Genomic DNA, 25470 nt, shown 5'->3' on the forward strand with positions numbered 1-25470 from the left:
GCGATGCGCCGGCTCGGTCGGGGGAGCGAGGGTCAGTAGTGGACCGACACCTCGAGGCCGACGGGCGACCATTCGTAGACGTACTTGGCGACGTCGATCGGCATGTTCACGCAGCCGTGACTGCGCGGGTTGCCGAAGTCGTTGTGCCAGTAGGTGCCGTGGAAACCCTCGTCTCCATTGAAGTACGTGACCCAGGGGACGTTCGGCGTCTCGGTGATCGATCCGTCCGGCTCGCGGCTCTTCATCGTCTGCTCACGCACATGCGCGTAGACCCTGAAGTTGCCGGTGTCGGTGGGCGTCGCGCTCTTTCCCGACGAGATCGCCCACGAACGGACGACGGCGCCGTTCTCGATGAGGGTCGCCGTCTGAGAGCTCAGGTCTACATCGATCTTGCGAACCAGGTTGACTGATTCGAACGGAGTCTCGGTGACCTCGATGGGGAAGACGCCCTCGCCGGCCTCCAGCTTCGCCGCGACATCGGATGCGAGGTTCGAGGTGTCGCCGATCGCGCGGCCGTTCGTGCCCTCGGCGACGGTGCGAAGGATCTCGCCCCCGGAGTCGACGATGTTCGTCGCATTGACGGGCTCCCGGTTGACGGATGCCGGAAGGGCGTCGATCGTCGCCTGGATCGCCGCCTCATCCGCGACGATGCTCAGCTCGCCCTCGTCGTCGACGACCGAGAGCCAGGTCGAGGCGGTGGCCGGGTCGACGGGGACCGCACGCTCTTCGCCGATGTAGAAGCCGATCGAACCCAGCATCGTGTTCAGTGAGGTGGCAAAGGTCGTGGCATCTTCGTCAGTGACGGCGGGGGCCGCTTCGGCCGGACCGCCGGAGAACTCGAGGCTCTTTCCGCCGTCCGCGATCGTCGCGACGATGGCGGCGGTGAGGCCGTCGACGTCTACGGCCGTGCCCGGTGCCGAAGGCGTGATCGCATAGCCTCCGCCTGCGGCATCGAAGACGACGCCGGCGTCGACAGGGTCTTCGAAGCTCGCCGGCACTGCTTCGCGCAGCGCGGATTCCGCCTTGGTGGGGTCGAGAGTGATGTCGCCGGCGACGGGGTCGCCCATCCACGCGGTGACGTTCCAGAGCGGACGCTCCGCGAAGGCCGCATCGGCGAGCGCACTCGCGTCGATCGCGGCGCCGAGGTCGGCTCCGGTCAGGACGATGTCGTCACCGGCTCCCGTGAGAGTGACCTCGGTCTCGGCGACGTGAGCCTGGATGGTCTCTGCGGCGGCCCCGGGAGTGAGCCAGCCGACGGGGATTCCGGCGACTGTGGTGCCCGGAGCGATCAGGATCATCGATGCGGCGCCTGCGCCGAGGGCCAGGACTCCCACGCCGAGACCGATCCACAGGCCGAGGCGCTTCTTCTTGGGGGCAGGCTCGATCGGCGCCCAGGCGAGCTCCTGGTCGCCGCTGCTCGGCGGCTGGGAGTCGGTGGGCGCGTTGCCGGAGTCGCCGGGCGCGACGGTCTGCAGCTGGTCACCGGAGGCGGTCGCCTCGGTCAGCTTCTCGGTCTTCGCATCCTGCGCTGAGATCAGATCGGTCACGAACATCACCCCCCGGTTTCTCGCGTGTCCTTACCGATATGCTACGCGATCGCGTATAACGGGGAGACAACGGTCCGTGGACCTGTGGAGATCTCGATCGCGTCAGTCGGTGACGACCGCGAGACCGTCGATCTCGACGAGCATCTCCTCACGCGGCAGGCCGGTGAAGACGGTGGTGCGCGACGGCAGGATGCCGCTGGTCGTGTGCGCGGTCACGAAGGCGCCGTATGCGTCGTTCATGATCGCGAAGTCCTCGCGCTTGGTCAGGTACACGCGCAGCATCACGACATCGTCGAACGTCGCGCCCGAAGCCTCGACGATCGCCTTGACGTTCTCGAGGGTGCGCGTGGTCTGGGCCGCGACATCGCCCGGGAAGAGATACTCGTTCGTCTGGGGATCGACGGGGCCCTGACCGGAGACCTGCACGATCGGGCCCTTGCGGATGCCCTGCGAGAAGGTGTGGGCGGGGGCGGGCGCGGCGTCGGTCGACACTCGGATCTTCGCAGTCATGAGGCCAGCCTAGTAGCCTTGTTAGATGCCTCTACAAATCCCGGATCCTGTTCTCGGCACCTGGGCGAAGGGTTTCCCTTCGCGATCCGCGGGGCTCCGGCTGTCGGAGGTCGCCGGGGCCGGCCTGCACCTGTCCGACCTCGTGACTCCGGTGCTGACAGTGCACGAGGCCGCGATCGCCCACAACGAATCGACCGTCTTCGCGTGGGCGGAGCGCCAGGGCGTTCTCCTCGCGCCGCATGGCAAGACGACGATGGCGCCGGCGCTCTGGCAGCGGCTGCTCGATGCCGGGGCCTGGGGCATCTCGGTCGCGACGCCGTGGCAGGCCGAGGTCGCCGTCGAGGCGGGGGTCTCCACGGTGCTCATCGCGAACTCGGTCACGGATCGCACAGCCGCGCGTCATCTGGGCGAACTGCTGGCTGCGGATCGCGATCTCCGAATCCTCTGCTGGGCCGACTCCGTCGACACCGTCGGCATCCTCGCTGACGCCCTCAGGGATGTTGACCGCCCGCTCGACGTGCTCGTCGAGCTCGGCGGCAGGGGTGGCCGCACCGGTGCCCGCAGCGTGGGGGAGGGCGAGCGCATCGCGCAGGCGATCCTCGCATCGCCGGGTCTGCGGCTCGCCGGTGTCACGGGCTACGAGGGGCCGTTCGGCCCCGATCGGTCAGATGCGTCGGTCGCGGCGGTCGACGCCTATCTCTCGACGCTGGTCGAACTTCATCGACGTCTCGTGTACCCGCCCGACGTCCGTCCGGTGCTCAGCGCAGGGGGCAGCGCCTTTCCCGACCGAGCCGCGGCGATACTGGCCCCGCATCGTGACGACGCCGACATCGTGCTGCGGTCGGGGGCGTTCCAGATCCACGACGACGGCTTCTACACGCGCATGTCGCCGTTCGGCCCGCTGACGTCGACGGCGCCTCTGCGATCTGCCATGCACGCCTGGTCGCGCGTCGTCTCCCATCCCGAGAAGGGGCTCGCGCTCCTGGATGCGGGGCGCCGCGACGTGCCCTTCGACCTCGACCTGCCCGTTCCCCAGTCGGTCGACGGGCGGATCACGGCACTCAACGACCAGCACGCGTTCCTCGACCTCGCAGACGGGGCGAGTGTCGCCGTCGGCGACGTCGTGCGCCTCGGCCTGTCCCACCCGTGCACGGCCTTCGACAAGTGGCGCGTGGTGGCGATGATCGACGACCCGGATGCGGCGGATCCGCGCGTGATCGGAGCGGTCGCGACATGCTTCTGAGCGCGGAGAAGCCGGTGCGGGTCTACCGAGGTGCCACGGTGGTCGACGGCACCGGCGCCGAGCGGTTCGTCGCCGATGTCGCGGTCGAGGGGTCGCGCATCGTGGCGGTTATCCGCGAGGGTGACGAGAGCGTTCTGGAGCTGCCGGCGGATGCGGTCGAGATCGTCGCCTCAGGGCTGGTGCTGTCTCCCGGCTTCATCGACATGCACGCCCACAGCGAGCTGGCCGTGCTGCAGGGAGCCGCGCACGACGCCAAGATCCTGCAGGGCGTCACGACGGAGGTGCTCGGCCAGGACGGACTCGGCTACGCGCCTCTCGACGACGCCGCAGCAGAGGTGATCCCCGCTCAGATCGCCGGCTGGAACGGCATGCCGTCCACTGCCCCCTGGCGCTCGATGGGTGACCTGCTCACCGCGATCGACGATGTGTCGGTGGGCAACGCCGCCGTCCTCGTGCCACAGGGCAACCTGCGGATGATGGTGGTGGGTCACGAGAACCGCCCGGCCACAGCCGAGGAGATCGCGGCGATGTCCGAGATCCTCGGCGAGGCGCTCGACGCGGGAGCGTTCGGGATGTCGAGCGGGCTGACCTACACCCCGGGCATGTACGCCGACACCGCCGAGCTGGAGGCGCTGTGTCGTGTCGTCGCCGAACGCGGTGGGTACTGGGCACCCCACACCCGAAGCTACGGTGGGGGAGCCCTCGACGCCTATCGAGAGGCGCTCGACATCGGCCGCCGCACAGGGTGTCCGATCCATCTGACGCACGCGACGATGAACTTCGCACCGAACCGCGGCCGTGCGGCGGAGTTGCTGGCGCTCGTGGACGAGGCGCTCGACGACGGCGTCGACGTCACTCTCGACACCTACCCCTACCTTCCGGGCGCCACGACGCTGGCCGCCCTGCTGCCGAGCAGGCTCGCCGAGAGCGGAGACCTGCTGGCGACCATCGCCGCCCTCGACGAGGCAGGACGCGAGTCCGTTCGCGTCGAGCTCGAGGAGATCGGCTGCGACGGATTCCACGGCGAACGCGCCGACTGGTCGGCGATCCAGATCTCCGGCACCTCCTCGCCCGACCTCGCAGACCTCGTCGGGCGCACCGTCGACGAGATCGCCTCGTCGTCGGGCATGCGCGCCGTCGACGTCGTGCTGGACACGATCCTCGAAGACCGCGGCGCGACCGGCATCCTGATGCACATCGGCGACGAGGACAACGTCCGCGCGATCATGCGGCACTCGCGGCACTGCGGCGGCAGCGACGGGATCCTGATCGGCGCGCGCCCGCACCCGCGCGGCCGGGGAACCTTCCCCCGCTATCTCGGGCACTACGTCCGAGAGCTCGGAGTGCTCTCGCTCGAGCAGGCCGTGCGGCATCTGTCCGGCACACCCGCGATGCGGCTGGGGCTCGACCGGGGCGACGCGCCGCGAGGCGTGATCCGCGAGGGAGCGACGGCCGATCTGGTGCTGTTCGATCCCGAGACCATCTCGGCGGGGGCGACCTTCGACGCACCGCACCGGGCACCGATCGGGATCGACGAGGTGCTCGTCGGCGGCGTGCCGGTGGTGCTGGCCGGCCGCACATCCGGCGCGACACCGGGTCGCGCTCTCACGATGGCCCCCGCGGCTCATCGCGCGCCCGTCCCGAACATCCGCGCGGTGATCGACCCGGCCGCGGCGCCCTTCCACTGGACCGCTCGCACTCCGGTCATGGGCCCCGACGCACTCGCCCTGAGCGCATCCCGGATCGGTGGCCCTCGCGAGGCTCCGGACTCGACCCCCGCGATCACTCTGCTCGTCGACGAGTCCCTCACCGAGGAGCCTTTCGCCAGAGAGGGTGTGGGCCACGAGGCCTTCCGCGTCACGGTCGCCGCCCACGGGATCGAGGTCAGGGGTGCCGCCCCGGCCGGTGTGTTCCGGGGCGTCACCCTGCTGCGGCAACTGTGCGAACCGGGCGCTGACCGTGCGCGGATCCCCGCAGGCATCTGGGAGTCCGCGCCCGCCTACGCCTGGCGGGGCGTGATGCTCGACGTCGCGCGGCACTTCCGCCCCGTCGAGGATCTCGAGCGTCTGGTCGATCTGATGGTCGACCACCACCTCACGCACTTGCACCTTCACCTCACCGACGACCAGGGGTGGCGCTTCGAGGTGCCCGGATTCCCGCGTTTGACCGAAGTGGGCGCTCGCCGCGAGGAGACGCAGCTGGGCCATGGGCCTCACTCCACCGTCGAGCCGGGGCTGCATGAGGGGTATTACACGGATGCCGAGCTGCGCGGCCTGGTCTCCTACGCCGCCGAGAGGTTCGTGACGGTCGTGCCGGAGGTCGAGCTGCCGGGGCACATCCAGGCGGGCCTCGCCGCATATCCCGCGCTCGGCAACACGGACGTCGGCGAGCCTGTAATGGTGCCGTGGTCGCGTTTCGGCGTGAACCCGCGCACTCTCGCCCCGACGGACGGCGCTCTCGCCTTCGGGCGAGCGGCGATCGACGCGCTGTGCGATCTCTTCGATTCTCCGTGGATCGGCATCGGCGGAGACGAGGTCCCCGTGACCGAGTGGGCGCAGAGCGCTGCTGCGCGCGAGCGGATGCGCGAGCTCGGTCTCGCGACTCCGCACGACGTGCAGCCGTGGTTCACGGCTCAGTTCGTGGCGCACGTCCGCAGCCGCGGACGCACCGCCCTCGCCTGGGACGAGGTGCTCGAGGGCGACGTCCCCGACGGGGTGGAGGTCCTCGCATGGCGGGGCCCTGTCGCCATGCGGGAGGCGCTGCGACGTGGCATCCCCGTGATCGCGTGCCCCGACCTCGAGGTGTATCTCGACTATCCGCAGTCGGAGTCGGGGGAGGAGCCCATCAGGGTCGGACCACCGCTGCCGATCGAGCAGGCGTACACGCTCCGCATCGAGGACGGCGCGGCCGGCGGGCAGGCCAACGTGTGGACCGAGCACCTTCCGACGCGGGACCGTGTCGATTTCGCGATGTTCCCCCGGCTCGCGGCGATCGCCGAGCGGCTGTGGGACGGCGGCGAACCTCCCGCGTACGAGGGATTCGCCCGCAGGCTTCCGACCCACCTCAGACGCCTCGCCGCGTCGGGGGTGCGGTATCGTCCTCTCGACGGTCCGACGCCTGCGCAGAGGCGCCCTGGAGTCCCGGGGAAGCCTCTCACCCGTGAGGCGAGGCAGGAGATCGTGGCCGGACTCGTGGAGCGTCTGTCCGCCTCTCAAGACACCGCCGACGGGGTACTCTCGGCATAATGTAACGTTTCCGTAACCCTCCCTGTGCTACCAGAGGCAGGGGTTGCGAAATTTTTGTTCGTAAGGTCTACTAACAAACATGTCCGTATCGGATGGATCGCGTCCTTCGACGTCACCAGATTACGTCGCCGCGAGCGCGCACGCCTTCGGCCCGGGGCGCCACCTGCGCTCGCGATCGAAGGTGCTCCCGGAGCACGCTCGCGGCCACAACCGTGCACTCGTGCTGCAGACTCTCTACCACTCGGGTGCGATGAGTCGGGCGGACCTCTCGCGAGAGACCGGCCTGACGCGAGTCACCATCTCGGACCTCGTCGCCGAATTCATCGCCGACGGCATCGTCGTCGAGATGGGAGTGCGCGAGACGATCGGACCGGGCAAGCCGCCGATCCTCATCGACATCGACCGTGTCGGTCATCAGATCATCGGGCTCGACCTGTCGGGCCCCCACGCATTCGTGGGCGCTCTGCTCAGTCTCGACGGCGACGTGCTCGAGCGGCGCGAAGTGCCACGACCCGAGAACGCAGACGGCGACGCCGCCTACGCAGCCACCCTCGAGCTGGCGCGCGCGCTCGCGGAGACGGCCACACAGCCCATCCTCGGCGTCGGAATCGGCAGCCCCGGCGTCGTGCGCCCAGACGGGGTCGTGCTCAGCTCGCCGAACCTGGGGTGGAGCAACCTGCCGCTCGAGGCGAAGCTCGGCATCGATCTCGATCTGCCGGTGCTCGTGCGCAACGACGCCAATGCCGCTGTGCTCGCCGAATACACATTCGGCGAGGCGAAGGCCGACTTCATGCTCATCAAGATCGGTCGAGGAGTCGGAGCAGGCGTCATCACCGGCAGCCAGCCGCTTCTCGGCAGCCGCTTCGCCGCGGGCGAGATCGGGCACGTCGTGGTCGGCACAGACGGCGGGCCCCGCTGTGCGTGCGGCAAAGACGGCTGCCTCGAAGCCTGGTTGAGCGAGACGCGACTGCGCCCAGCCATCGCAGCCGCTCCAGACTCGCGTGACGAGATACTCCGCGACGCCGGCACCCGCATGGGCATCGCGATAGCCCCGATCGTGGCAGCCCTGGATCTGTCCGAAGTCGTGCTCTCGGGTCCCGAGGACCTGCTCGACGGCGTGCTGATCGACGCCGCGGTCGAGACCCTGCACGCGCGCACGCTCGAGGGTGTCTTCGAGGATGCGCTCATCCGGCGCACCCATCAGGACGACATCGTCCTGCGCGGCGCCGCCGTGATGGTGCTCTCCAGTCAGCTGGGCGTCTCGTGAGCCGCGCCTGCGGAAGCGACCGCGTCCGCGAGTCGAAGCCGAGCAGGAGCTCCATCCGATGACGGATGCGATCACCGTCGGCCTGTCCGGTCGGCCCATTCGAGTGGGCCTGGACGTCGGCGGAACCAAGATCGATGCTGTGGCCGTGTCGCCCGACGGAGACATCCTGGCGCGGCTGCGCCGTCCGACGGGATGGGGCGAGGATGCGGTCGTCGTCAGCATTCTCGATGCCGTCGACGCGCTCGCCCTCGAAGGAGGATTCGCCCGCTCGGCCGTCGAGTCGGTGGGTGTCGGCATCCCGGGGCTCGTCGACGCGGATACGGGTCGAGTCCTCCATGCCGTGAACCTCGGCGTCGAGTCGCTGGATCTCGCCGGTCTCGCCGGTGGGCAGCTGGGAGTCCCCGTTCGCGTCGAGAACGACGTGAAGGCGGCCGCGCTCGGTGCTGCAGTGCTGCGCGGCATAGACGGCTCCATGGCCTACCTCAACCTCGGCACCGGCGTCGCCGCCGGCATCGTCATCGACGGCACGATCTGGCGTGGCGCGCGAGGTACCGCCGGTGAGGTCGGTCACCTCTCGGTCGACCCGAACGGTCGGCTCTGCGGCTGCGGGCAGCGCGGCTGCATCGAGACCTTCTGCGGCGGTGGCGCGCTCGCTCGCGCGTGGAATCGACCGGGCGCTCTGCCGGTGCGCGACATCCTCGACGCGGCCGACGCGGGCGACGAGCGCGCCGCCGGTCTGCGCGCCGACCTGTTCCACGGCGCGGCTGCTGCCGTGCGGGCCCTCGTGCTCTCCGCAGACGTGGAACGCGTGATCATCGGCGGCGGCCTCACCTCGCTCGGAGAGAGACTGTTCGCGGGCGTCCGCGGCGCACTGCAGGCGGGCGCCGAGGCCTCGCCCTTCATGCGCTCACTGCACCTGGACGACAGGATCGAACTGCTCCCTGCCGGCTCTCCCGCCGCGGCCTTCGGGGCAGCGGTCGTCGGCGCAACCACCCCCTCTAAGGAGATCGTTTCCCATGGCTGAAGTCGTCATCGTCGAGAACGCAGAAGCAGCTGGCGCCCTGGTCGCCGCCGAGATCGTGGAATTGATCGACGGGCGTCCGGATGCCGTGCTCGGCCTCGCCACCGGCTCGACGCCTCTTCCCGTGTACAAAGCGCTGCGCGAGAAGCTCGCGGGTCGTGACGTCTCGCAGGTGCGGGGCTTCGCGCTCGACGAGTACGTGGGGATCGACCCGGCTCATCCCGAGAGCTACCGCTCGGTCATCACCCGCGAGGTCGTGGAGCCCCTCGGGCTCGACCCGCGCCGGATCCACGTGCCCAACGGCGCTCAGGACACGATCCAGCACGCGGGCGACGACTACGAGACGGCCATCGAGGCCGCCGGGGGAGTGGACCTGCAGATCCTCGGCATCGGCACCGACGGACACATCGGCTTCAACGAGCCGGGGTCGTCGTTCGCCTCGCGGACACGAGTCAAGACGCTCACGGTGCAGACACGGGAAGACAACGCGCGCTTCTTCGACTCGATCGACGACGTGCCGAAGCACTGCATCACCCAGGGTCTGGGAACGATCCTGCGTGCACGTCACCTCGTGCTGCTCGCCTTCGGCGAGGGCAAGGCTCAGGCCGTCGCGGATGCCGTCGAAGGGCCGCTGTCGGCCATCCTCCCCGGTTCGGCCATCCAGCTGCACCCGCACGCCACCGTCGTCGTCGACGAGGCCGCCGCGTCGCGTCTCAGGCTCGCCGACTACTACCGCTACACCTACGCCAACAAGCCGAGCTGGCAGGGCATCTGACCCGATCGGCGCTCAGGGGCGCGTGACAGGCCACGCGAGCGGCAGCAGGTGCTCGAGGCTGAGCGGCGCCAGCGGCAGCGTCTCGGCGTCGGTGGGGGTGATCCACCGCAGCTCGGCGAGTTCGGCCTGCACCACCACCTCTGCGGCGGCGATCGACACCGAGAACGCGTCGGCCACGACCCGGTGACCCGGCTCGTTCGCCGCCTCCGAGACGAACGTTCCGAGGGGCTCCAGGTCGGCCTCGTCGAGTCGCAGGCCGAGCTCTTCGTGCAGCTCGCGGATCAGCGTCTGCGACGGCGTCTCACCGGGCTCGGGCTTGCCGCCGGGCTGCATGAAGCGCGTCGTGCCCTGTTTGCGGACCACCAGCACCCTGCCGGCGTCGTCGACGATGACCGCCGCGCTGACGTGGATGTCAGGCATCGGGGGCGAAGACCTTGCCGGGGTTCAGGATGCCGAGCGGGTCGAATACGCGGGTGATCTGACGCTGCAGCTCCCACTGGTCGTCTCCCAGCTCGTCGGCCAGCCAGCGGCTCTTCAGCGTTCCGATCCCGTGCTCGCCGGTCAGTGTGCCGCCGAGCGCGATCGCGGCTCGGAACAGCTCGTCTGCGGCGGCCCAGACCTCAGCGGGGGGTTCGGTGCCCTCGAAGATGAAGTTCGGGTGCAGGTTTCCGTCGCCCGCATGCGCCACCGTGGGGATGGTCATCGAGTAGGCCTTCTCGATGCGAGCGATCTCGTCGAACATCGCGGGCATCGCGCTGCGCGGCACCGACACGTCTTCGATGAGGGTCGTGCCGAGAGCGGACATGGCGGGGTGCATCGCTCGGCGGATCGCCAGCAGACGCTCGCCTTCCTCTCGGTCGTGCGAGACCTGCGTCACACCATGGTGGGCCGTCAGGATCTCGGCGATCGTCGTGGCTTCGGCGACGGCGGCCGGGCCATCGGTCTGAATCGTCAGCTGCGCGCTCCCGGCTGCGGGGGAGGGCAGCTCGAGCAGGGCGGCGACCGCGGCGAGGCTGGCGGAGTCCATGAGCTCCATGATCGCCGGCTGCGCGCCAGACGCGGTGACCGCGGCGGATGCGGATGCCGCTGTGCGCACGTCGGGGAAGATCGCCGTCACCGTGCAGGTGGTTCCCTCGACGAGTCGGCGCAGCTTCAGGGTGGCGCCGACGACCACGCCGAGAGTGCCCTCCGAGCCGATCACGAGAGAGGTGAGGTCGAGTCCGGTCACGCCTTTGACGCTGCGGTGGCCGAGGCGCATCAGACGGCCGTCTGCGAGCACCAGGTCGACCCCGAGGACAGCGTCCTTCACGACGCCGTACTTCGCGCAGAGCAGCCCGCCTGCCCCGGTGGCGATGTTGCCGCCGACGGTCGAGATCGCGCGGCTGGCGGGATCGGGCGCCCACCAGAGTCCGTGCTCGGCCAGCACGTCGTTGAGGTCGGCGTTGAGGATGCCGGGTTCGACGACGGCGAGCAGGTCATCTGCGCGGATCTCGTGGATCGCGGTCATCCGACGGGTGGAGAGGACGATCTCACCCTCGCCGCCGTTCGCCGCTCCGGCGAGGCCGGTGCCCGCCCCGCGCACCACGACCGGGGTCTCCGTCCGGGTGGCGATACGCATCACGGTCTGGACGTGTTCGACGGTCTCGGCATGCACGACCGCGAGCGGCTGACCCGGCGCCGCGTGCCCTGACCGGTCGGCGCGGGCCTCTTCGAGGGTCGCGGCATCGATGTCGACGATGTCGCCGAGCGCGGCGACGAGCTGGTCGAGAGTGCTCATCGGATGCGACGCCGACCGCTCACCACGCCGGCTCCGACAGCGACCACGGCGAATGCGGTGCCGATGATCGGCTGGTCCATCAGCCACCACGCGATCGTGACACCGACGTAGATCAGCAGCTCGACCACGACCCGCAGGAACGGGTGCAGACGCAGCACAGGCCGAGGGGAGAGGAAGAGAGCCCAGATCAGGATCACGACGATCGGAGCGCCGATGCCGATGACGATGTTCCACGGGAACGGCCACATCGCGAATCCCCACAGCGCGAGCGTGCCCACGGCGACGATCAGGACCACCGATCGGATGATGTCGAGGGGAGCGATGCTGGGGCGGTCGACGCCGGGGACGGAGGCGGGATCCTGGGACATGGATCCAGTCTATTCGCCGCCGATGGCGGGTCAGAGCGCGGGGACGCCCTCTTCTGCAGCGGGGACGACCGCGTCGACTGCCGGCGAAGTCTCGTCGACGGGGGCGGTCTCTTCTTCGACCGTCGGCTCCACCGGAGGAGCCGTCTCTGTCGGAGCGGAAGGTTCGACGGGAGCGGCCGGTTCGGGAGCCGGGGTCTCGGGAACCACCTCTGCATCCGGAGTCTCGACCACGGTCGCGGGCGCTGTCTCGTCCGGGCCAGCGGGTGCCGCCACGTCCGTCGGCTCCGGCACGGGCACGGCCGTGTCGTCCGGCGTCGGCACGGGCGTGGTCTCGACGGCATCTTCGGCAGGTGCACCGCACGCGGGCGCGAGTAGAACGGATTTGGGGTTCACCCCGAGCGCCGAGAGGCTTGTGGTGACCGGCAGGAGCGGACCGGCCGCCGTCACATAGTGGATCTCGACGGTCGCGCCGAGGATGATCTGCACGAGTCCCGGGCGCAGCTCGATAGTTCCGGTTCCGGCGTCGCTCAGCGATGTGCTGTCCGCACCGCCGTGGCTACCGTCGAGCAGGGCCTCGATGTCGGCGCCCGGGTCACCGGACACGTTCAGAGTCACATACGTGATGGCTCGACCGTCGAGACAGATATCGGCGAGGGTCACCACGATCGGGGTCGTGGGTGCCGCGGGTTCTCCGGGGGTCTCTTCTCCGGGGGTTTCTTCGCCCGGGGTTTCTTCGCCCGGGGTCTCTTCTCCGGGGGTCTCTTCTCCGGGGGTCTCTTCTCCGGGGGTCTCTTCGCCGGGGGTCTCTTCCCCGGGGGTCTCTTCGCCGGGGGTCTCTTCCCCGGGGGTTTCTTCGCCGGGGGTCTCTTCTCCGGGGGTTTCTTCGCCCGGGGTCTCTTCTCCGGGGGTTTCCTCGCCCGGGGTCTCTTCGCCCGGAGTCTCTTCTCCCGGAGTTCCCTCCTCGGGGACATCCTCTTCCGGTGACGGCTTCGATGTCTCCACCGGAGAGGGCGCTGCGACGATAGCGGGCGCGATGTCCTCTGAGGGCTGAGGGGTGATGGGTGCGTCGACGGGGGGCGTGACCGGCTCGGGCTCGGGTTCGGGCTCCACATCGTCGTCGACCGGTGTCTTCTCGTCGGACATCGATTCGTCGGGCCCGACGTCGGAACTGATCGACGAGGAGTCCCTGTCGCCGGCGCTGGGAAGCGATGCGACCGGTGTCACTCCGGCGAGGGTCGGGACGATGGTCGCGGCCGCCACGACGCCCGCAACCACCAGGGCGGCTGAACCGGCGCCGACGAGCGCGCCGACACCGCTGAAGATGCCGCCGCTCGCAGCGCTGCCTGCGCCGCCTCCTGCTGCGCCGCCTCCAGCCGCGCCGCCTCCGGCTGCGCCGCCTCCGGCTGCGCCGCCTCCGGCCGTGCTGCTCGAGGAGCCGCCCGTTGCCGCTCCTGTGACGACGACCGCACCCTCGGTGATTCCTGAGGGCATGGCTGCGAGCGCGACGATCGGCGTGCCACCGCCCTGGAGCGTGGCGAGATACCCTGCGGCACCCGTGACGCCGAGGACGAGCGGCAGCAGCACGAGGGCGAGTCGCGTCGACACGTCCTTCGCCTCGGCGGCGACGATCATGCAGCGTGCGCATTCGTCGAGGTGCTGCTCGAGACGGTTGTGGTCTCGCGTGCTGAGATTGCCGCGTGAGTACGCGCCCAGGTGCTCGATGGTCCATTGGCAGTCGGAGCCGGCCGCCGCACTGCGGAGGTGAGCCTGGATCCACGCCTCGCGAAGCCCTTCGCGCGCCCGGAATGCGAGCTGCGAGACGGCGCCCGCCTTCATGCCGAGGAGCGTTGCGGCCTCCTGAGGCTTCATCTGCTCGATCTCGGTGTACCAGAGCACCTCCTGCCAGCGGGAGGGAAGGCTGCGGAACGCCTGCGCGGTCAGGCTGCGGTCGAGGGCCTCGTTGGCCGCCTGGTCTGTGCTGTCGGGGTCGGCGACGCTGTCGAGTTCGTCGATCGCGGATTCGCGCCGAGAACGCCCCCAGGCGGCGGCGGTGTTGCGGATGCTCGTGAACAGATAGGCGCGGAAGGAGCCGTTGGGCCCGCCGCCCTTGATGATCGCCTGATAGATGCGGGTGTAGGACTCCTGCACCAGATCGTCGGGGTCGATCGACGACGTGATCGACCGAGCGACGGACATACCGGACGGGTAGTGCCGCCTCCAGAGTTCACCGAAGGCCGCTGCGTCACCCGAGCGGGTGCGCAGGACGAGATCGGCGTCGGCGATCGTTTCGTCGTGCGAAGTGCTGTCCTGATCCACAGTCATCCATCTGTCGTGGAGCGCGAGTGCGCCTCCACATGAAGAGACGCGTGAACCCCATTTTCATCACGCGCCATCTCCATTCTCTCTCCAATCTCTCAGGCTTGCCACCCCTTCCGAGAAACTGATCGCAAATTTCTGGACTCCTATAAATGCCTGGTCACGGGCAGATCGATCGGTTCTGGAGGGCATCCTGAAAAAAAGATCTGGGAAATCGCGTAATGAATCGGCGTCGACGTCGTCTCATCACTAGAGACAGCCATGGGGCTCCACCGGGGGGCGGAGCTCAGGCGCTGGTGCAAGGGGTAAGTGCACCGGCATGGCGGGTCGGGCACCTCGGGGGAGGAGCGCTCGGCCCGCCAGCTCTCGCACATGGGAGGGAAATGTGACGGGGCCGCCGATCTGGGGAACGGCGGCCCCTCACCCACTCGGACGGCATGGCCGGAGCGAGCACGCCCGCGCCCCGATGCGCTCGCGACATCGCGCCGCGCGTCAGTGGGTTCATGGGCGATCGCCCACCCACACGCGCTCGACCCGCAGCTCTGCATCGAGAAGTACGGCGTCAGCGACGTAGCCGACCGCGAGGCGGCCGAGTCGATCGCCGTATCCGATCGCGGCTGCCGGAGTCTCGGTGAGTGCGCGCACCGCCTCCGCCAGCGGTGCTCCCGCAGCGGTCGCCCGGCGCAGCGCGTCGTCCTGGGTGAGGGTTGACCCCGCGATCGATCCGGTGTCGTCCGCGCGCGCGATGCCGTCTTCGACCGTCACACTCACGGTTCCCAGGTCATAGCGCCCGTCGGCACTGCCCGCGGCAGCCATCGCGTCGGTGATGAGCGCCACGCGGCCGGGTGCCGAGTCGAACACGAGTTTGATCACGTGCGGATCGAGGTGCACGTCGTCGGCGATCACCTCGAGCACGACACGGTGGTCGGCGGCTGCGGCCAGCACCGGCCCTGGCGCGCGATGGTGGATGCCGGGCATGGCGTTGAACGCATGGGTCAGCACGGTCGCACCCGCGTCGAAGGCCGCCACAGCCATCGCGGCATCCGCGCTCGTGTGGCCCACCGCCGCCACAGTTCCGGCCTCGACGATGAGTCGGATAGCGTCGAGTCCGCCCGGAAGCTCGGGCGCGATCGTCACCTGCCGGATCGTGCCGCGGCCGGCATCGAGCAGCCGAGCGACATCCTCGCTGCCCGGAGCCAGCAGCAGGGTCGGCTCGTGCGCTCCATGGTGCGCGGGGTCGAGGAACGGCCCCTCCAGATGCGAGCCGAGGATGTCGGCATCCGTCTGCATCAGGTCGGCGATCTGCGCCACGCGCTGCGCGAGGGCGTCGACCGGCGCGGTGACGAGTGAGATCACCGATCGGGTGGTGCCGTGAGAGCGGTGCAGAGCGCGAGCCGCGCGGATCGCTTCCGCGCCGTCGTCGAACGAGGCGCCGGCTCCTCCGTGGCAGTGGATGTCGATGAAGCCGGGTGTGAGCACGGCATCCGGTCCGGCGACGGCCGTCGCATCGACGACCTCGTCTGCAGCGCTCCAGGTCTGCCCGGTTCCGAGGGCGACGACCCGGCCGTCTTCGATCCGCACCCAGGCGTCCGCGACCTCGGCGCCGTGGTCGATCAGCCGGGCCGAGTGGATGACGAGCGACCCTGTCGCTGCGGAATCGGTGGTCATCGTTCGCTCCAGGGGATCTCGGCTGCGGGGTGGAAATCGATGCCTTCAGCCTTCCACAGCGGGGCCAGCCGCCCGAGCCGCACGCGGAACGATTCCCAGTCTCGACCGGCAGCGCTGCGCGGCGACCAGGCGACCTCGGCGTGAGCGGCAGCCCGAGGGAACACCAGCTGCTCGACCTCGCCCAGGGTGCGAGTGGTCTCGCTCCACAGTGGAGCCTCGACGCCGAGGATCGCCGCCTCGGGAACGTCGAGCGCGGCGGTCGGCTCCCATTCGTAGGCCGTGCGGACGTCGATGATCGCGGCCCAGGTCAGCCCGAGCGGGAAGTCGGCGGTGTACTTCATGTCGAGGTAGGCGACGTCGGCGGTCGACATGATGAGCGCGCCGCCGCGCTCGACGAAGTGCGCGGCCTCTGCGGCATGCGAGCCCTCGGGTGTCGTCTTGCCCCAGTACTGACCGATCGTGCCCTCGGCGATGTCCTTCGCCGCGCCGACCTCGTGCCACGCGAGGGGGATCTTTCCCTCCTCGAACACGATCGCGGTCGCGCGCTCGACGAAGTGATCGAAATCCGCCTGCGGGGTGCCCAGCGATTCGTCCCCGCCGATGTGGATGAACGGACCAGGCGTCATCTCGGCGAGCTCTCGCACGACGTCGCGCACGAACTCGTACGTGCGCTCCTCGTGGATGCGGACGCTCGAGTGTCCGACGCCCCACCCGAGATAGGGCTCGCCGGCCACGGGAAGCGGCTGGCCGAGACGCGCCGATTCGGCGATCAGGCTGTCGTTCATGACCGGATCCTCGACGAGCTCGGGGTACGCGACGCCGATGGCGTGCGTGTGTCCGGGAAGGTCGATCTCGGGGATGACGAGCATGTGCCGCTCGGCCGCGTACGCCACGATCTCGCGATAGTCGTCCTTGGTGTAGAAGCCTCCGGGGTCGCCGAGCGATGCGGTCGACGACGCGAGTTCGGTGAGCTTGGGCCACGAATCGATCTGGATCCGCCAGCCCTGGTCGTCGCTGAGGTGCAGGTGCAGGTGGTTGAACTTCAGGGCGCTGGTGCTGTCGATGAACTTCTTGACCTCGTCGACGTCGAAGAAGTGCCGCGTGACGTCGAGCATCACGCCGCGACGCTCGAATCGCGGCGCGTCGGTGATCTCGACGCGCAGCAGCGCCCAACCCTCGTCGCCGTCGCGGAGCAGCTGCAGCAGAGTCTGCACCCCGTAGAAGAGCCCTGCCTCGTCGCCGCCGACGACCTCGACGGAATCGGCGACCCTGAGCGTGTAGCCCTCTGGTGCGATGGCGGGATCGACGCGCAGCACGATCGCCGATGCAGTGTCGGCGGCGTCAGTGGACTGAGAGAAGCGGATGCCGCTGCGTCGCTCTGCGGCATCGATCAGCTGGTGTGCGGCCGGGGAGTCGCCGATGACTCGAGTGCTCTCGGAGACGGGCAACCGACCATCGCCGGCGATGGCAGAAGCGGGAAGAGGAACAAGGGGCATGGAATGGGGAAGGACCATGAACAAAACCTACCCTGCGCGGAGTCGGCAGCACAGGGAAATCCGCTATGCTTTCTCACGTCGCGACTGGCGTCTGGGTGGACTACCACCGGGGAGCGACTGACCACGGAATTCGACCGCGCGCCTGGGCCGATAGGTATACCCCTTCGAATCCGTCGTCAGAGGAGCAAGTCATGACCGATCGTTACTTCAACGCCCCGCTCGCCGAGGTCGACCCCGAGATCGCACAGGTTCTCGACCGCGAACTCGCGCGTCAGCAGACGTTCCTCGAGATGATCGCATCCGAGAACTTCGTGCCCGTCTCGGTGCTGCAGGCTCAGGGCTCGGTGCTCACCAACAAGTACGCCGAAGGCTACCCCGGGCGTCGCTACTACGGCGGCTGCGAAGAGGTCGACGTCGCCGAATCGCTGGCCATCCAGCGTGCCAAGGACCTCTTCGGCTCGGAGTTCGCCAACGTCCAGCCGCACTCGGGAGCGTCGGCCAACGCCGCCGTGCTGCACGCGATCGCCCGCCCCGGCGACACCCTGCTCGGCCTCGCGCTCGACCAGGGCGGTCATCTGACGCACGGCATGAAGATCAACTTCTCGGGCCGTCTCTACGACATCGTCGCCTACGGCGTGGACCCCGAGACTTCGACGATCGACATGGACGAGGTGCGTCGCCTCGCCATCGAGCACAAGCCCAAGGTCATCATCGCCGGATGGTCCGCCTACCCGCGCACGCTCGACTTCGCCGCCTTCCGCGCGATCGCCGACGAGGTCGGCGCCCTGCTCTGGGTCGACATGGCGCACTTCGCCGGCCTCGTCGCCGCAGGCCTGCACCCGAACCCGGTGCCGCACGCACACGTCGTCTCGTCGACCGTGCACAAGACCATCGGCGGCCCCCGTTCGGGCTTCATTTTGACGAACGACCCCGAGATCGCGAAGAAGATCAACACGGCCGTGTTCCCGGGACAGCAGGGCGGCCCGCTCATGCACGTGATCGCCGCCAAGGCGACAGCATTCAAGCTCGCAGGCACGCCCGAGTTCAAGGAACGCCAGGAGCGCACGCTGCGCGGAGCGTCGATCCTCGCCGAGCGTCTCTCGCAGCAGGACGTGAAGGATGCCGGCATCGGCGTGCGCTCCGGCGGGACCGACGTGCACCTGGTGCTGGTGGATCTTCGCGACGCCGAGATCGACGGCAAGCAGGCCGAAGACCTGCTGCACGACATCCACATCACCGTGAACCGCAACGCAGTGCCGAACGACCCGCGTCCGCCGATGGTCACCTCGGGTCTGCGCATCGGAACCCCGGCGCTCGCGACCCGCGGTTTCGGCGACGCGGAGTTCACCGAGGTCGCCGACGTGATCGCCCTCGCGCTGCTGCCCGGCGCCGACGTCGAGGCGCTCCGCGCTCGCGTCGACGCGCTCGCCGCAGTCTTCCCGCTCTACCCGGACCTGCAGCAGTGACCGCGAAGATCCTCGACGGCAAGGCGGCGTCTGCGGCGATCAAGGCCGAGTTGACCGAGCGTGTCGCCGCGCTCAAGGCGAAGGGTATCGTCCCCGGCATCGCGACCGTCCTCGTCGGCGCCGATCCGGCATCCCAGCTGTACGTCGGCATGAAGCACCGTCAGTCCGAGGCGATCGGGATGAACTCGATCCAGCGCGAGCTGCCGGCCGATGCCACGCAGGCCGACGTCGAGGCGCTGATCGACGAGCTCAACGCCGACCCGGAGTGCCACGGGTACATCGTGCAGCTGCCGCTGCCGAAGCACATCGACACGGATGCGATCCTCGAGCGGATCGACCCGGCGAAGGATGCCGACGGACTGCACCCGACCAACCTCGGTCGGCTCGTGCTCAACGTCAACAGCCCGATCCACACGCCGCTGCCGTGCACGCCGCGCGGTGTGATCGAGCTGCTGCTGCGCAACGACTACGACCTCGAGGGCAAGCACGTGGTGGTCGTCGGACGCGGAGTGACCATCGGTCGGTCGATCGGCCTGCTGCTGACCCGTCGTGACCTCAATGCGACGGTCACGCTGACGCACACCGGCACGGTCGACATGCCGCGCTACCTGCGCGAGGCCGATGTGATCGTCGCTGCAGCCGGGGTGAAGCACCTGATCCGCGCCGAGGACGTCAAGCCGGGAGCTGCCGTGCTCGACGTGGGCGTGACTCGTGAGACCGACCCCGAGACCGGCAAAAACCTGGTCTTCGGCGACGTGCATCCCGGTGTCGCAGAGGTCGCGGGCTGGGTCTCGCCGAACCCCGGCGGAGTGGGGCCGATGACCGTCGCGCTTCTCATGACGAATGTCGTCGAGGCGGCTGAGCGGCTGGTCTGAGCCGCCGAGCTGTCGTAGAGCGGAAGAACCTCAGAGAGGTCGCAGGGAGTCCACGGACCCCTGCGACCTCTCTGCGTTTCTGTGAGGCGGTGCGGATGCCGAGGTTCCGCCACCGGGCCGTCAGCCCAGTTCGTCCAGCATCCGACGCTGCTCGGGGGTGAGCCCTTCGGAGAGCTCCTCGCGGGCCTCTTCGGTGGCAGGCGACCCCGCGGAGGGGGCTGCGGAGTCGGGCGCTGACCTCCTCCTCGAACCTGAGACCTTGCCCTGCACGACGTCGTACAGCTCGCCGGCCTTCGCTCTCAGCCGGTCATCGACCTGGTCGTAGATCATCCAGCCGAAGAGCAGGAAGAGCGGCGGGAGCGCGAAGCTCCAGAACCCCGAGGCGCGGACGCCGCTCAGCCAGACGACGGCCACCCAGATGATCAGCTCGACGAGGTAGACGAGGACGTACTGGACGACCTTCTCGCCGGCCTTCGTGCGATCGGATGCCGACTTCGCTGCCGCCTTGCGGAACGCGCCCGTGAGCAGCGGCTTGAGGAAGAGCGCCGCGAGAGTCAGGACGACCGCGGCCCAGAGGGCGTTGAATCCGACCGAGACGCCGGCGGACAGCAGACCGATGAGCAGCAGGACGGCGACATTGAACACGTAGAGCGCGGCGAACCGGACGATTCCGTTCTTCATGCGACCAGACTTCCACACTCCCGGATGCCGTGGCATCAGCGGGGCGTGTTCTCGGTGGGAGATCAGCCCTGCGGGTGCAGGCTGCTCTCGATGTTGGTGATGCGTGCCTGTTCGTCGAAGCGGAACGTCGCGGTGCCTGTCGCATCGGCGACCGTGGCGCCCGAGAAGGACTCGTCGGTCCAGGTGAGGTTCCAGCCGGCGAGCCGGGCGGCATCCCATACGGCCGTGCGGGCGTCGGACAGCGCCAGGCCCGCGAGGATGCGGGGGAGGACGATCGCGGCGGATGCGACGGTGAGCGGAGGAAGAGGGGCATCGAGGAGGAACACCGCGTAGGTGCCTCCGCCGACGGGTGCGAGGTAGTAGGGAGCGCGGCCCGTGAGCTCGACGGCCACGGCGCCGACGGTGTGACCGGCCGCGGTGATCCACTCGGCGTCTCCGGTGGCGTCGGCGGGGAAGGGGATCTCGGTCTCGCTCAGCTCGGCGATGCCGTGCTGGGTGCCGTAGTCGCGAAGCTGTGCGGCGATCCCCGCCGGGTCGCCCTGTGGGTGCGCCCACGCCCAGAGCAGCGAACGCGGACCCGGGGCGATCGTCGCGACGAGGTGGGCGCGGGTGACGAGCTGACGGGTGGCATCGGCGTTCGAGGTGAACGTGAGGGTCCCCGCCGCCATGTCGGCATCCCAGCGGTTATCGCCGAGGTCCTCGAGAGCGGTGGCCAGGGAATCCTGGCGGAGGGCGGAGAACAGTGCAGCACGGTCTGCGAGCGGCTGGAGCGCGGCGAAGGTCATGACAACAGTCTCGCCCTGGCGGCTATGAATTCGCCAGAGCCTCGACTGCCGTCACCGGCTCGGCGCCGCGCCCCTGAGCGATCAGGCCACGGAGCCTGCACGCCGCCCGAACACCATTCCGGCGGTCAGACCGGAGCCTCCGGGGTAGTTCTTCGAGAACAGGCCGCCCAGCGCCTCACCGCATGCGAACAGGCCGTCGATGAGCGTGCCGTCCTCACGTTCGACGCGACCGTGGGTATCGGTCTTCAGTCCTCCGAAGGTGAAGGTGATGCCACAGGTCACGCCGTAGGCGTAGAACGGGCCTGTCTCCAGCGGCGACGCCCAGTTGCTCTTCGGAGGGACGACGTCGGCGCGACGCCCGTCCTTCACGGTGGGGTCGAACGTAATCGACCGGTCGATCGATCCGTTGAAATCCGACACGGTCCGCTCCAGAGCTGAGACAGGCACCCCGATTCGCACCGCCAACTCGCCGATCGTGTCGGCGGTCTCCACCGAGATGCCCGGCATCTCGTACTCCTCAGCCCGCAGCATCGGGCGGAGGGTCTGATCGAACAGCTGCCACGCGACCGAACCGGGTTGAGCGAGGATCTCGCGCCCGTACTTGGCGTAGGTGTAGTTGCGGAAGTCCGCTCCTTCATCGAGGAAGCGCGCACCGTCGCGGTTGACGATGATCCCGAGCGGGTACGACTGCCGCGTGAGACGGTTGGTGAGTTCACGATTCGACTCGTTGTGCTCGGTGAACGCGTCCCACTGCACGGAGTGGCACGTCGACCAGTCGCCGCCGCGAGCCGCGCCGATGCGCAGGGCTGCCGTGAGGAGCTCGCCGGTGTTGAACGGCGTGCCGCGCACCTTCGCGTTGGCCCAGCCGGTGCCGAGCTCGGCTTCGCGCATCTCTGGATCGGACTCGAAGCCTCCCGCGGCGATCACGACGGAGTCTGCGCGCAGCTCGCCGCCGTCGACGAGTCGAACGCCGACCACTCGATCGCCGTCCGTGACGAGGTCGGTGACGTGCTGGCCGTAGCGGATCTCCACGCCCTCCTCGATCGCGACGCGTGTGTGATCGGCGATGAGACCCTCGCCGCCGCCGACGTTGCCGATGTGCAGTCCACCCCAGAACAGGAACGACCCGTCCGGCCGATCGTAGGCCTGCCTCTCGTACATGAGCCGGTACTTCACGCCGAGCGAGGCGAGCCATTCGACCGTCGGGCGCGCTTCGGTGACCAGTACCTCGGTGAGGTGGGGGTCATTGCGGCCCTCGGTGACCTTGATCAGGTCTTCGCGGAAGTCCTCTGCCGAGTACGCCGGGACCGTGGAGCGGCTGTGGCGGTCGTCGTGCTCGATGAACGGGCGCAGATCGTCGAGTCCGTCGTGCGGAACCCGCGTCGCACCGGCGGTGTAGTAGCTGTTGCCGCCGGCCTCGTCGGGCGCTCCCCGTTCGAGCAGAACCACCCGCCGGCCACGTGCGGCGGCCGCATGAGCCGCGGTGAATCCGGCGTTTCCGCCGCCGACCACGATGACATCGATCTCGCGCACAACATCCTCCTTGACAGATATATCTCGACATCGAGACATATCTGAGAGGGTACGTCGGCTCGTGAGACGGTTTCGGATTAGGACATATTGAACATATTGAGCCCGCAGGTGTTCATAATCCCGGGGTCACCCAGCGGTACAGGTTCTGCGGTCGCCCTGCGTCGCCGTACTTGGGCTTCACCTCCACATCGCCCCGGTCGAGGAAGTACTCCAGGTACCGACGCGCGCTCACCCGTGACATTCCGAGCGTCTCGCCGATCTCGGCCGCCGCTGCGGGCTCGTCGCGGCGCTGCAGATCGTCGGCGACGACCCGTGCGGTGCTCTCCGACAACCCTTTCGGCAGTGCCGTCCGACGCCGTACGGGCGGTCGTCCCTGCAGCGCGTCGATCTGCTCCTGACTGAGGGCCGTCATCGGCAGCGCGCTCGCCTGCGCGCGGCGGGCGGCGTAGCGGCGCAGCCGTGCACTGAAATCCTCCTGCTGGAACGGCTTGAGGACGTAGTCGATCGCTCCGAGTTCGAGAGCCTGACGAACGAGTTCCGGTTCGGGTGCCGCAGTGACCATGATCACGTCCAGTGGGCTGGCGGATGCGGCTCTGATGCGGCGCAGCAGCTGCAGCCCGGACGCATCGGGCAGGAACATGTCGAGCAGGGCCAGGTCGACGTCACCCGCTGCGAGACGAGACGCCGCCGCTTCGGCGGTGAGCTCGGCACCGACGACCTCGAAGCCGTCGAGCTGCTCGAGGAAGCTGCGGTGCAGGCGCGCGACGGCGAAGTCGTCCTCGACGATGAGTACTCTGATCGGATCGCTCACGCGTTCGGCTCCTTGTTCGCGGTGTCGTCGTCGGTGGGCGTGGCTGACGGCAGGTGCGCGGTGAACCGGGCACCGCCGGCGTCGGCGCGGCCGACGCTGACGAAGCCGCCACGCTCCTGAACATAGGCTCGGACGACGTCGAGCCCGATCCCGTGGCGCCAGGCGTCGGCGGTCTTCGAGGTGTTTCCGGGGGCGAAGACGGCTTCGGCCTCGTCGTCGGCGAGACCCGCGCCGTCGTCATCGACGACGATGTCCAGACCCTCCGCATCTCCGCGCAGGAACACATCCACGCTGTCGTGCGCTGCCTCGATCGCGTTGGAGACCAGATTGCCGACCACCGTGATCTCCTCCGGGCCACAGACGAATCCGGTGTCTATCCGGCTGTCGTCCGTGAGCGCGAGTTCGATTCCGCGCGTCTTCGCCTGCGCCTGACGTGATGCCAGCAATGCGGCCATCAGCGGTGACCGAAGCGGCGCCCATTGTCGAGCGTCACCCGGACGCTCGCCGCGAGGGAGCGCCGCGAGGTAGGCGCGAGCATCGTCGAGATCGCCGAGACCGAGGAGGCCCGAGACGACGTGCATCCGGTTCTCGAAGTCGTGGGTCTCGATGCGCAGCGTCTCGGTTCTGGTGCGCTCCAGCTCGAGCGTCTCCAGCATCGCGTCCAACTCGCTGCGATCTTGGAGGACGACCATCGCCCCCACATCGCGGCCGTCGGCGATCGCCGGCGACCGGGTGGCGATCAGGGTGCGACCGGCGGCGGTCACCTGGCGGGTCAGTCGCTCGGTGTCTGCGGTAAGGACGATGACTACGCCGCACTGGTGGTGCCTGCGGATTCGGAGATCCAGACTCTCGACGACTTCGTCGAGGTCTGGGAGGCCGATCCGCAGGGAACGTCGATCGCGGGCGGATCGCTCGGCTCGATCGATCATCTGATGACGGGCACACTCGCCAGCAGGATCGGCATCGAGCCGACGCAGGTGAACTACATCGCGTACTCCGGAGGCGGGGAGGCGCTCTCGGCGATGCTGTCCCACACCACCACGGGTGGCATGTCGGGCTACAACGAGATCGCCGGTCAGGTGGAGGCCGGCCAGCTCCGCGTGCTGGCCGTGTCGTCGGCGGAGCGGATGGAAGGCGTCGATGTGCCGACGTTCATCGAGCAGGGGATCGACGTGAGCATGTCGAACTGGCGGGGTTTCGTCGCACCCCCAGGACTCGACGAGGCGCAGATCGAGGAGCTGTCGGCGATCGTCGACGAGATGCGCGACTCGGACGCCTGGCAGGAAGTGCTCGAGCGCAACAACCGGACGGATTCGTACCTGCCGGGGGCGGACTTCACGACCTACCTCGAGGAGCAACAGGACGAGGTCGACATCATCATCGAGGAGCTGGGACTGTGACTGTGACCGACGAGACCTTCTCCGATCGCGACATCGGACCTGCCGTCACCTTCCGTCTGCGACGCGACTCCTGGTGGACCGGGCGAGGGGATCTCGCCGTCGGCATCCCCACCCTCGTGGCTGCGGGTCTGCTGCTGCTCGGCACGGTGACGATGGACGTGCGCGGCGAATCGGAGCCCGGACCGCAGTTCTTCCCGGTCATCGTCATCGGTCTGCTGGTGCTCACCGGCGGGTGGCTCACGATCGCCGCCCTGCTGCCTCGGCGCAGCGAGCCGGAGGTCTGGCACCGCCCCGACATCTCCGAAGACATGCTCGCCGATCTCTCCGGTACGAACACCGAGGTCATCCAGCTCGAGGCGTCGAGGCGGCGGTTCCGCAGGGGTCGGGCGGATGCTCCGCCGGTGACGACGGATGCCGTCGCTGCCGAAGACCAGGCGCCGGCTTTCGACTGGCGTACCTTCGGTCTGGTGCTGGGCGCCGTGGTCGTCTTCGCGGTGATGCTCGAACCGGTCGGGTGGATCCTCAGCGCCACGCTGCTGTTCTGGATCGTGGCCTACGCGCTCGGCAGCAGGAGACCGGTGTTCGACATCGGCGTCGGACTGCTGCTGAGCTCTCTCGTCCAGCTCGCCTTCGGCGCGGGCCTGGGCCTCAACCTGCCGTCGGGCTTCATCGGATGGATCTTCTGA

The 25470-nt window shown here is 68.8% G+C and carries 22 protein-coding genes and 1 riboswitch; of the genes, 9 read left to right on the forward strand and 13 right to left on the reverse strand.

Translation table 11 applies throughout. The features are described from left to right. Positions 1–32: 32 nt before the first annotated feature. Positions 33–1553 (reverse strand): L,D-transpeptidase family protein, encoded by a 1521-nt coding sequence (locus FIV50_RS04785; protein WP_140038632.1) that lies wholly within the window; start codon positions 1551–1553, stop codon positions 33–35. 96 nt (positions 1554–1649) lie between these two features. Then, positions 1650–2057, reverse strand: a complete 408-nt coding sequence (locus FIV50_RS04790) for a RidA family protein (protein WP_140036438.1) — start codon at positions 2055–2057, stop codon at positions 1650–1652. A gap of 25 nt (positions 2058–2082) precedes the next feature. Between FIV50_RS04790 and FIV50_RS04795 the strand changes: the two genes are divergently transcribed. The 5 genes from FIV50_RS04795 (at position 2083) to nagB (ending at position 9608) form a co-directional block, all read left to right on the forward strand. Continuing rightward, complete coding sequence (locus tag FIV50_RS04795; RefSeq protein WP_140036439.1) at positions 2083–3300, forward strand: alanine racemase; 1218 nt, start codon at positions 2083–2085, stop codon at positions 3298–3300. Then, positions 3291–6545 (forward strand): family 20 glycosylhydrolase, encoded by a 3255-nt coding sequence (locus FIV50_RS04800; protein ID WP_140036440.1) that lies wholly within the window; start codon positions 3291–3293, stop codon positions 6543–6545. The genes FIV50_RS04795 and FIV50_RS04800 overlap by 10 nt, the downstream gene beginning before the upstream one ends. A 79-nt stretch (positions 6546–6624) precedes the next feature. Next, a complete protein-coding gene (locus FIV50_RS04805) occupies positions 6625–7812 on the forward strand; it encodes an ROK family transcriptional regulator (protein ID WP_140036441.1) in 1188 nt (395 codons plus the stop codon). Positions 7813–7870: 58 nt separating this feature from the next. Continuing rightward, on the forward strand, positions 7871–8836 hold the full coding sequence (locus FIV50_RS04810; RefSeq protein WP_181164337.1) for an ROK family protein: 966 nt from the start codon (positions 7871–7873) through the stop codon (positions 8834–8836). Continuing rightward, positions 8829–9608 (forward strand): glucosamine-6-phosphate deaminase, encoded by a 780-nt coding sequence (nagB, locus tag FIV50_RS04815; protein WP_140036442.1) that lies wholly within the window; start codon positions 8829–8831, stop codon positions 9606–9608. The genes FIV50_RS04810 and nagB overlap by 8 nt, the downstream gene beginning before the upstream one ends. Positions 9609–9620: 12 nt before the next feature. On the opposite strand, the gene FIV50_RS04820 is transcribed toward nagB, so the two are convergent. From FIV50_RS04820 to FIV50_RS04845, 6 genes are all read right to left on the reverse strand, one after another. Further along, complete coding sequence (locus tag FIV50_RS04820; RefSeq protein WP_140036443.1) at positions 9621–10028, reverse strand: NUDIX hydrolase; 408 nt, start codon at positions 10026–10028, stop codon at positions 9621–9623. Next, on the reverse strand, positions 10021–11385 hold the full coding sequence (locus tag FIV50_RS04825) for an FAD-binding oxidoreductase (protein ID WP_140036444.1): 1365 nt from the start codon (positions 11383–11385) through the stop codon (positions 10021–10023). The genes FIV50_RS04820 and FIV50_RS04825 overlap by 8 nt, the downstream gene beginning before the upstream one ends. Continuing rightward, positions 11382–11753: a YrdB family protein gene (locus tag FIV50_RS04830; protein ID WP_140036445.1), complete on the reverse strand. Its 372-nt coding sequence runs from the start codon at positions 11751–11753 to the stop codon at positions 11382–11384. The genes FIV50_RS04825 and FIV50_RS04830 overlap by 4 nt, the downstream gene beginning before the upstream one ends. A 30-nt stretch (positions 11754–11783) precedes the next feature. Then, positions 11784–14075 (reverse strand): sigma-70 family RNA polymerase sigma factor, encoded by a 2292-nt coding sequence (locus FIV50_RS04835; protein WP_140036446.1) that lies wholly within the window; start codon positions 14073–14075, stop codon positions 11784–11786. A gap of 495 nt (positions 14076–14570) precedes the next feature. Continuing rightward, positions 14571–15737: an N-acetylglucosamine-6-phosphate deacetylase gene (gene nagA / locus FIV50_RS04840; protein WP_140036447.1), complete on the reverse strand. Its 1167-nt coding sequence runs from the start codon at positions 15735–15737 to the stop codon at positions 14571–14573. Continuing rightward, positions 15734–17251, reverse strand: coding sequence for a beta-N-acetylhexosaminidase (locus FIV50_RS04845; protein ID WP_140036448.1), 1518 nt, complete (start codon positions 17249–17251; stop codon positions 15734–15736). Before FIV50_RS04845 ends, nagA begins: the two co-directional genes overlap by 4 nt. A gap of 52 nt (positions 17252–17303) precedes the next feature. Beyond that, positions 17304–17388, forward strand: a riboswitch (ZMP/ZTP riboswitch). Between the two features lie 36 nt (positions 17389–17424). Between FIV50_RS04845 and glyA the strand changes: the two genes are divergently transcribed. Together glyA and FIV50_RS04855 are read left to right on the forward strand one after the other, a co-directional pair. Next, on the forward strand, positions 17425–18699 hold the full coding sequence (glyA, locus tag FIV50_RS04850; RefSeq protein WP_140036449.1) for a serine hydroxymethyltransferase: 1275 nt from the start codon (positions 17425–17427) through the stop codon (positions 18697–18699). After that, a complete protein-coding gene (locus FIV50_RS04855) occupies positions 18696–19574 on the forward strand; it encodes a bifunctional methylenetetrahydrofolate dehydrogenase/methenyltetrahydrofolate cyclohydrolase (RefSeq protein ID WP_140036450.1) in 879 nt (292 codons plus the stop codon). Before glyA ends, FIV50_RS04855 begins: the two co-directional genes overlap by 4 nt. 120 nt (positions 19575–19694) lie before the next feature. Here FIV50_RS04855 and FIV50_RS04860 read toward each other — a convergent pair whose 3' ends face one another. The 5 genes from FIV50_RS04860 to FIV50_RS04880 all read right to left on the reverse strand — a co-directional run bounded on the left by FIV50_RS04860 (position 19695) and on the right by FIV50_RS04880 (position 24076). Next, positions 19695–20255, reverse strand: coding sequence for a hypothetical protein (locus FIV50_RS04860; RefSeq protein WP_140036451.1), 561 nt, complete (start codon positions 20253–20255; stop codon positions 19695–19697). A gap of 62 nt (positions 20256–20317) precedes the next feature. Next, positions 20318–21040 (reverse strand): DUF6882 domain-containing protein, encoded by a 723-nt coding sequence (locus FIV50_RS04865; protein ID WP_140036452.1) that lies wholly within the window; start codon positions 21038–21040, stop codon positions 20318–20320. An 81-nt stretch (positions 21041–21121) separates the two neighbouring features. Continuing rightward, positions 21122–22573, reverse strand: a complete 1452-nt coding sequence (gene tcuA / locus FIV50_RS04870; RefSeq protein ID WP_258184417.1) for an FAD-dependent tricarballylate dehydrogenase TcuA — start codon at positions 22571–22573, stop codon at positions 21122–21124. Positions 22574–22685: 112 nt separating this feature from the next. Then, complete coding sequence (locus FIV50_RS04875; protein WP_219846257.1) at positions 22686–23384, reverse strand: response regulator; 699 nt, start codon at positions 23382–23384, stop codon at positions 22686–22688. Then, entirely contained in the window at positions 23381–24076 is a 696-nt protein-coding gene (locus FIV50_RS04880; protein WP_140036454.1) for a sensor histidine kinase, read from the reverse strand. Before FIV50_RS04880 ends, FIV50_RS04875 begins: the two co-directional genes overlap by 4 nt. Here FIV50_RS04880 and FIV50_RS04885 point away from each other — a divergent pair. Together FIV50_RS04885 and FIV50_RS04890 are read left to right on the forward strand one after the other, a co-directional pair. Continuing rightward, the gene (locus FIV50_RS04885; protein ID WP_258184418.1) at positions 24062–24784 is read left to right on the forward strand and encodes a Bug family tripartite tricarboxylate transporter substrate binding protein; all 723 of its coding nucleotides are present in this window, start codon (positions 24062–24064) and stop codon (positions 24782–24784) included. The two genes, FIV50_RS04880 and FIV50_RS04885, sit on opposite strands and share 15 nt — an antisense overlap. Then, positions 24781–25470: a tripartite tricarboxylate transporter TctB family protein gene (locus FIV50_RS04890; RefSeq protein ID WP_140036455.1), complete on the forward strand. Its 690-nt coding sequence runs from the start codon at positions 24781–24783 to the stop codon at positions 25468–25470. The genes FIV50_RS04885 and FIV50_RS04890 overlap by 4 nt, the downstream gene beginning before the upstream one ends.

The sequence above is a fragment of the Microbacterium foliorum genome, from assembly GCF_006385575.1.
Taxonomy (GTDB): Bacteria; Actinomycetota; Actinomycetes; order Actinomycetales; family Microbacteriaceae; genus Microbacterium; species Microbacterium foliorum_B.

Bases quoted from the DNA above. Each gene is read 5' to 3' on its own strand.
- FIV50_RS04805 (WP_140036441.1), top strand. From the start codon at position 6,625: ATGTCCGTATCGGATGGATCGCGTCCTTCGACGTCACCAGATTACGTC.
- FIV50_RS04835 (WP_140036446.1), bottom strand. From the start codon at position 14,075: ATGACTGTGGATCAGGACAGCACTTCGCACGACGAAACGATCGCCGAC.
- FIV50_RS04790 (WP_140036438.1), bottom strand. From the start codon at position 2,057: ATGACTGCGAAGATCCGAGTGTCGACCGACGCCGCGCCCGCCCCCGCC.
- FIV50_RS04785 (WP_140038632.1), bottom strand. From the start codon at position 1,553: ATGTTCGTGACCGATCTGATCTCAGCGCAGGATGCGAAGACCGAGAAG.
- FIV50_RS04845 (WP_140036448.1), bottom strand. From the start codon at position 17,251: ATGGTCCTTCCCCATTCCATGCCCCTTGTTCCTCTTCCCGCTTCTGCC.
- nagB (WP_140036442.1), top strand. From the start codon at position 8,829: ATGGCTGAAGTCGTCATCGTCGAGAACGCAGAAGCAGCTGGCGCCCTG.
- FIV50_RS04820 (WP_140036443.1), bottom strand. From the start codon at position 10,028: ATGCCTGACATCCACGTCAGCGCGGCGGTCATCGTCGACGACGCCGGC.
- nagA (WP_140036447.1), bottom strand. From the start codon at position 15,737: ATGACCACCGATTCCGCAGCGACAGGGTCGCTCGTCATCCACTCGGCC.
- FIV50_RS04880 (WP_140036454.1), bottom strand. From the start codon at position 24,076: ATGGTCGTCCTCCAAGATCGCAGCGAGTTGGACGCGATGCTGGAGACG.
- FIV50_RS04810 (WP_181164337.1), top strand. From the start codon at position 7,871: ATGACGGATGCGATCACCGTCGGCCTGTCCGGTCGGCCCATTCGAGTG.
- FIV50_RS04830 (WP_140036445.1), bottom strand. From the start codon at position 11,753: ATGTCCCAGGATCCCGCCTCCGTCCCCGGCGTCGACCGCCCCAGCATC.
- FIV50_RS04860 (WP_140036451.1), bottom strand. From the start codon at position 20,255: ATGAAGAACGGAATCGTCCGGTTCGCCGCGCTCTACGTGTTCAATGTC.
- glyA (WP_140036449.1), top strand. From the start codon at position 17,425: ATGACCGATCGTTACTTCAACGCCCCGCTCGCCGAGGTCGACCCCGAG.
- FIV50_RS04825 (WP_140036444.1), bottom strand. From the start codon at position 11,385: ATGAGCACTCTCGACCAGCTCGTCGCCGCGCTCGGCGACATCGTCGAC.
- FIV50_RS04795 (WP_140036439.1), top strand. From the start codon at position 2,083: ATGCCTCTACAAATCCCGGATCCTGTTCTCGGCACCTGGGCGAAGGGT.
- FIV50_RS04865 (WP_140036452.1), bottom strand. From the start codon at position 21,040: ATGACCTTCGCCGCGCTCCAGCCGCTCGCAGACCGTGCTGCACTGTTC.
- FIV50_RS04800 (WP_140036440.1), top strand. From the start codon at position 3,291: ATGCTTCTGAGCGCGGAGAAGCCGGTGCGGGTCTACCGAGGTGCCACG.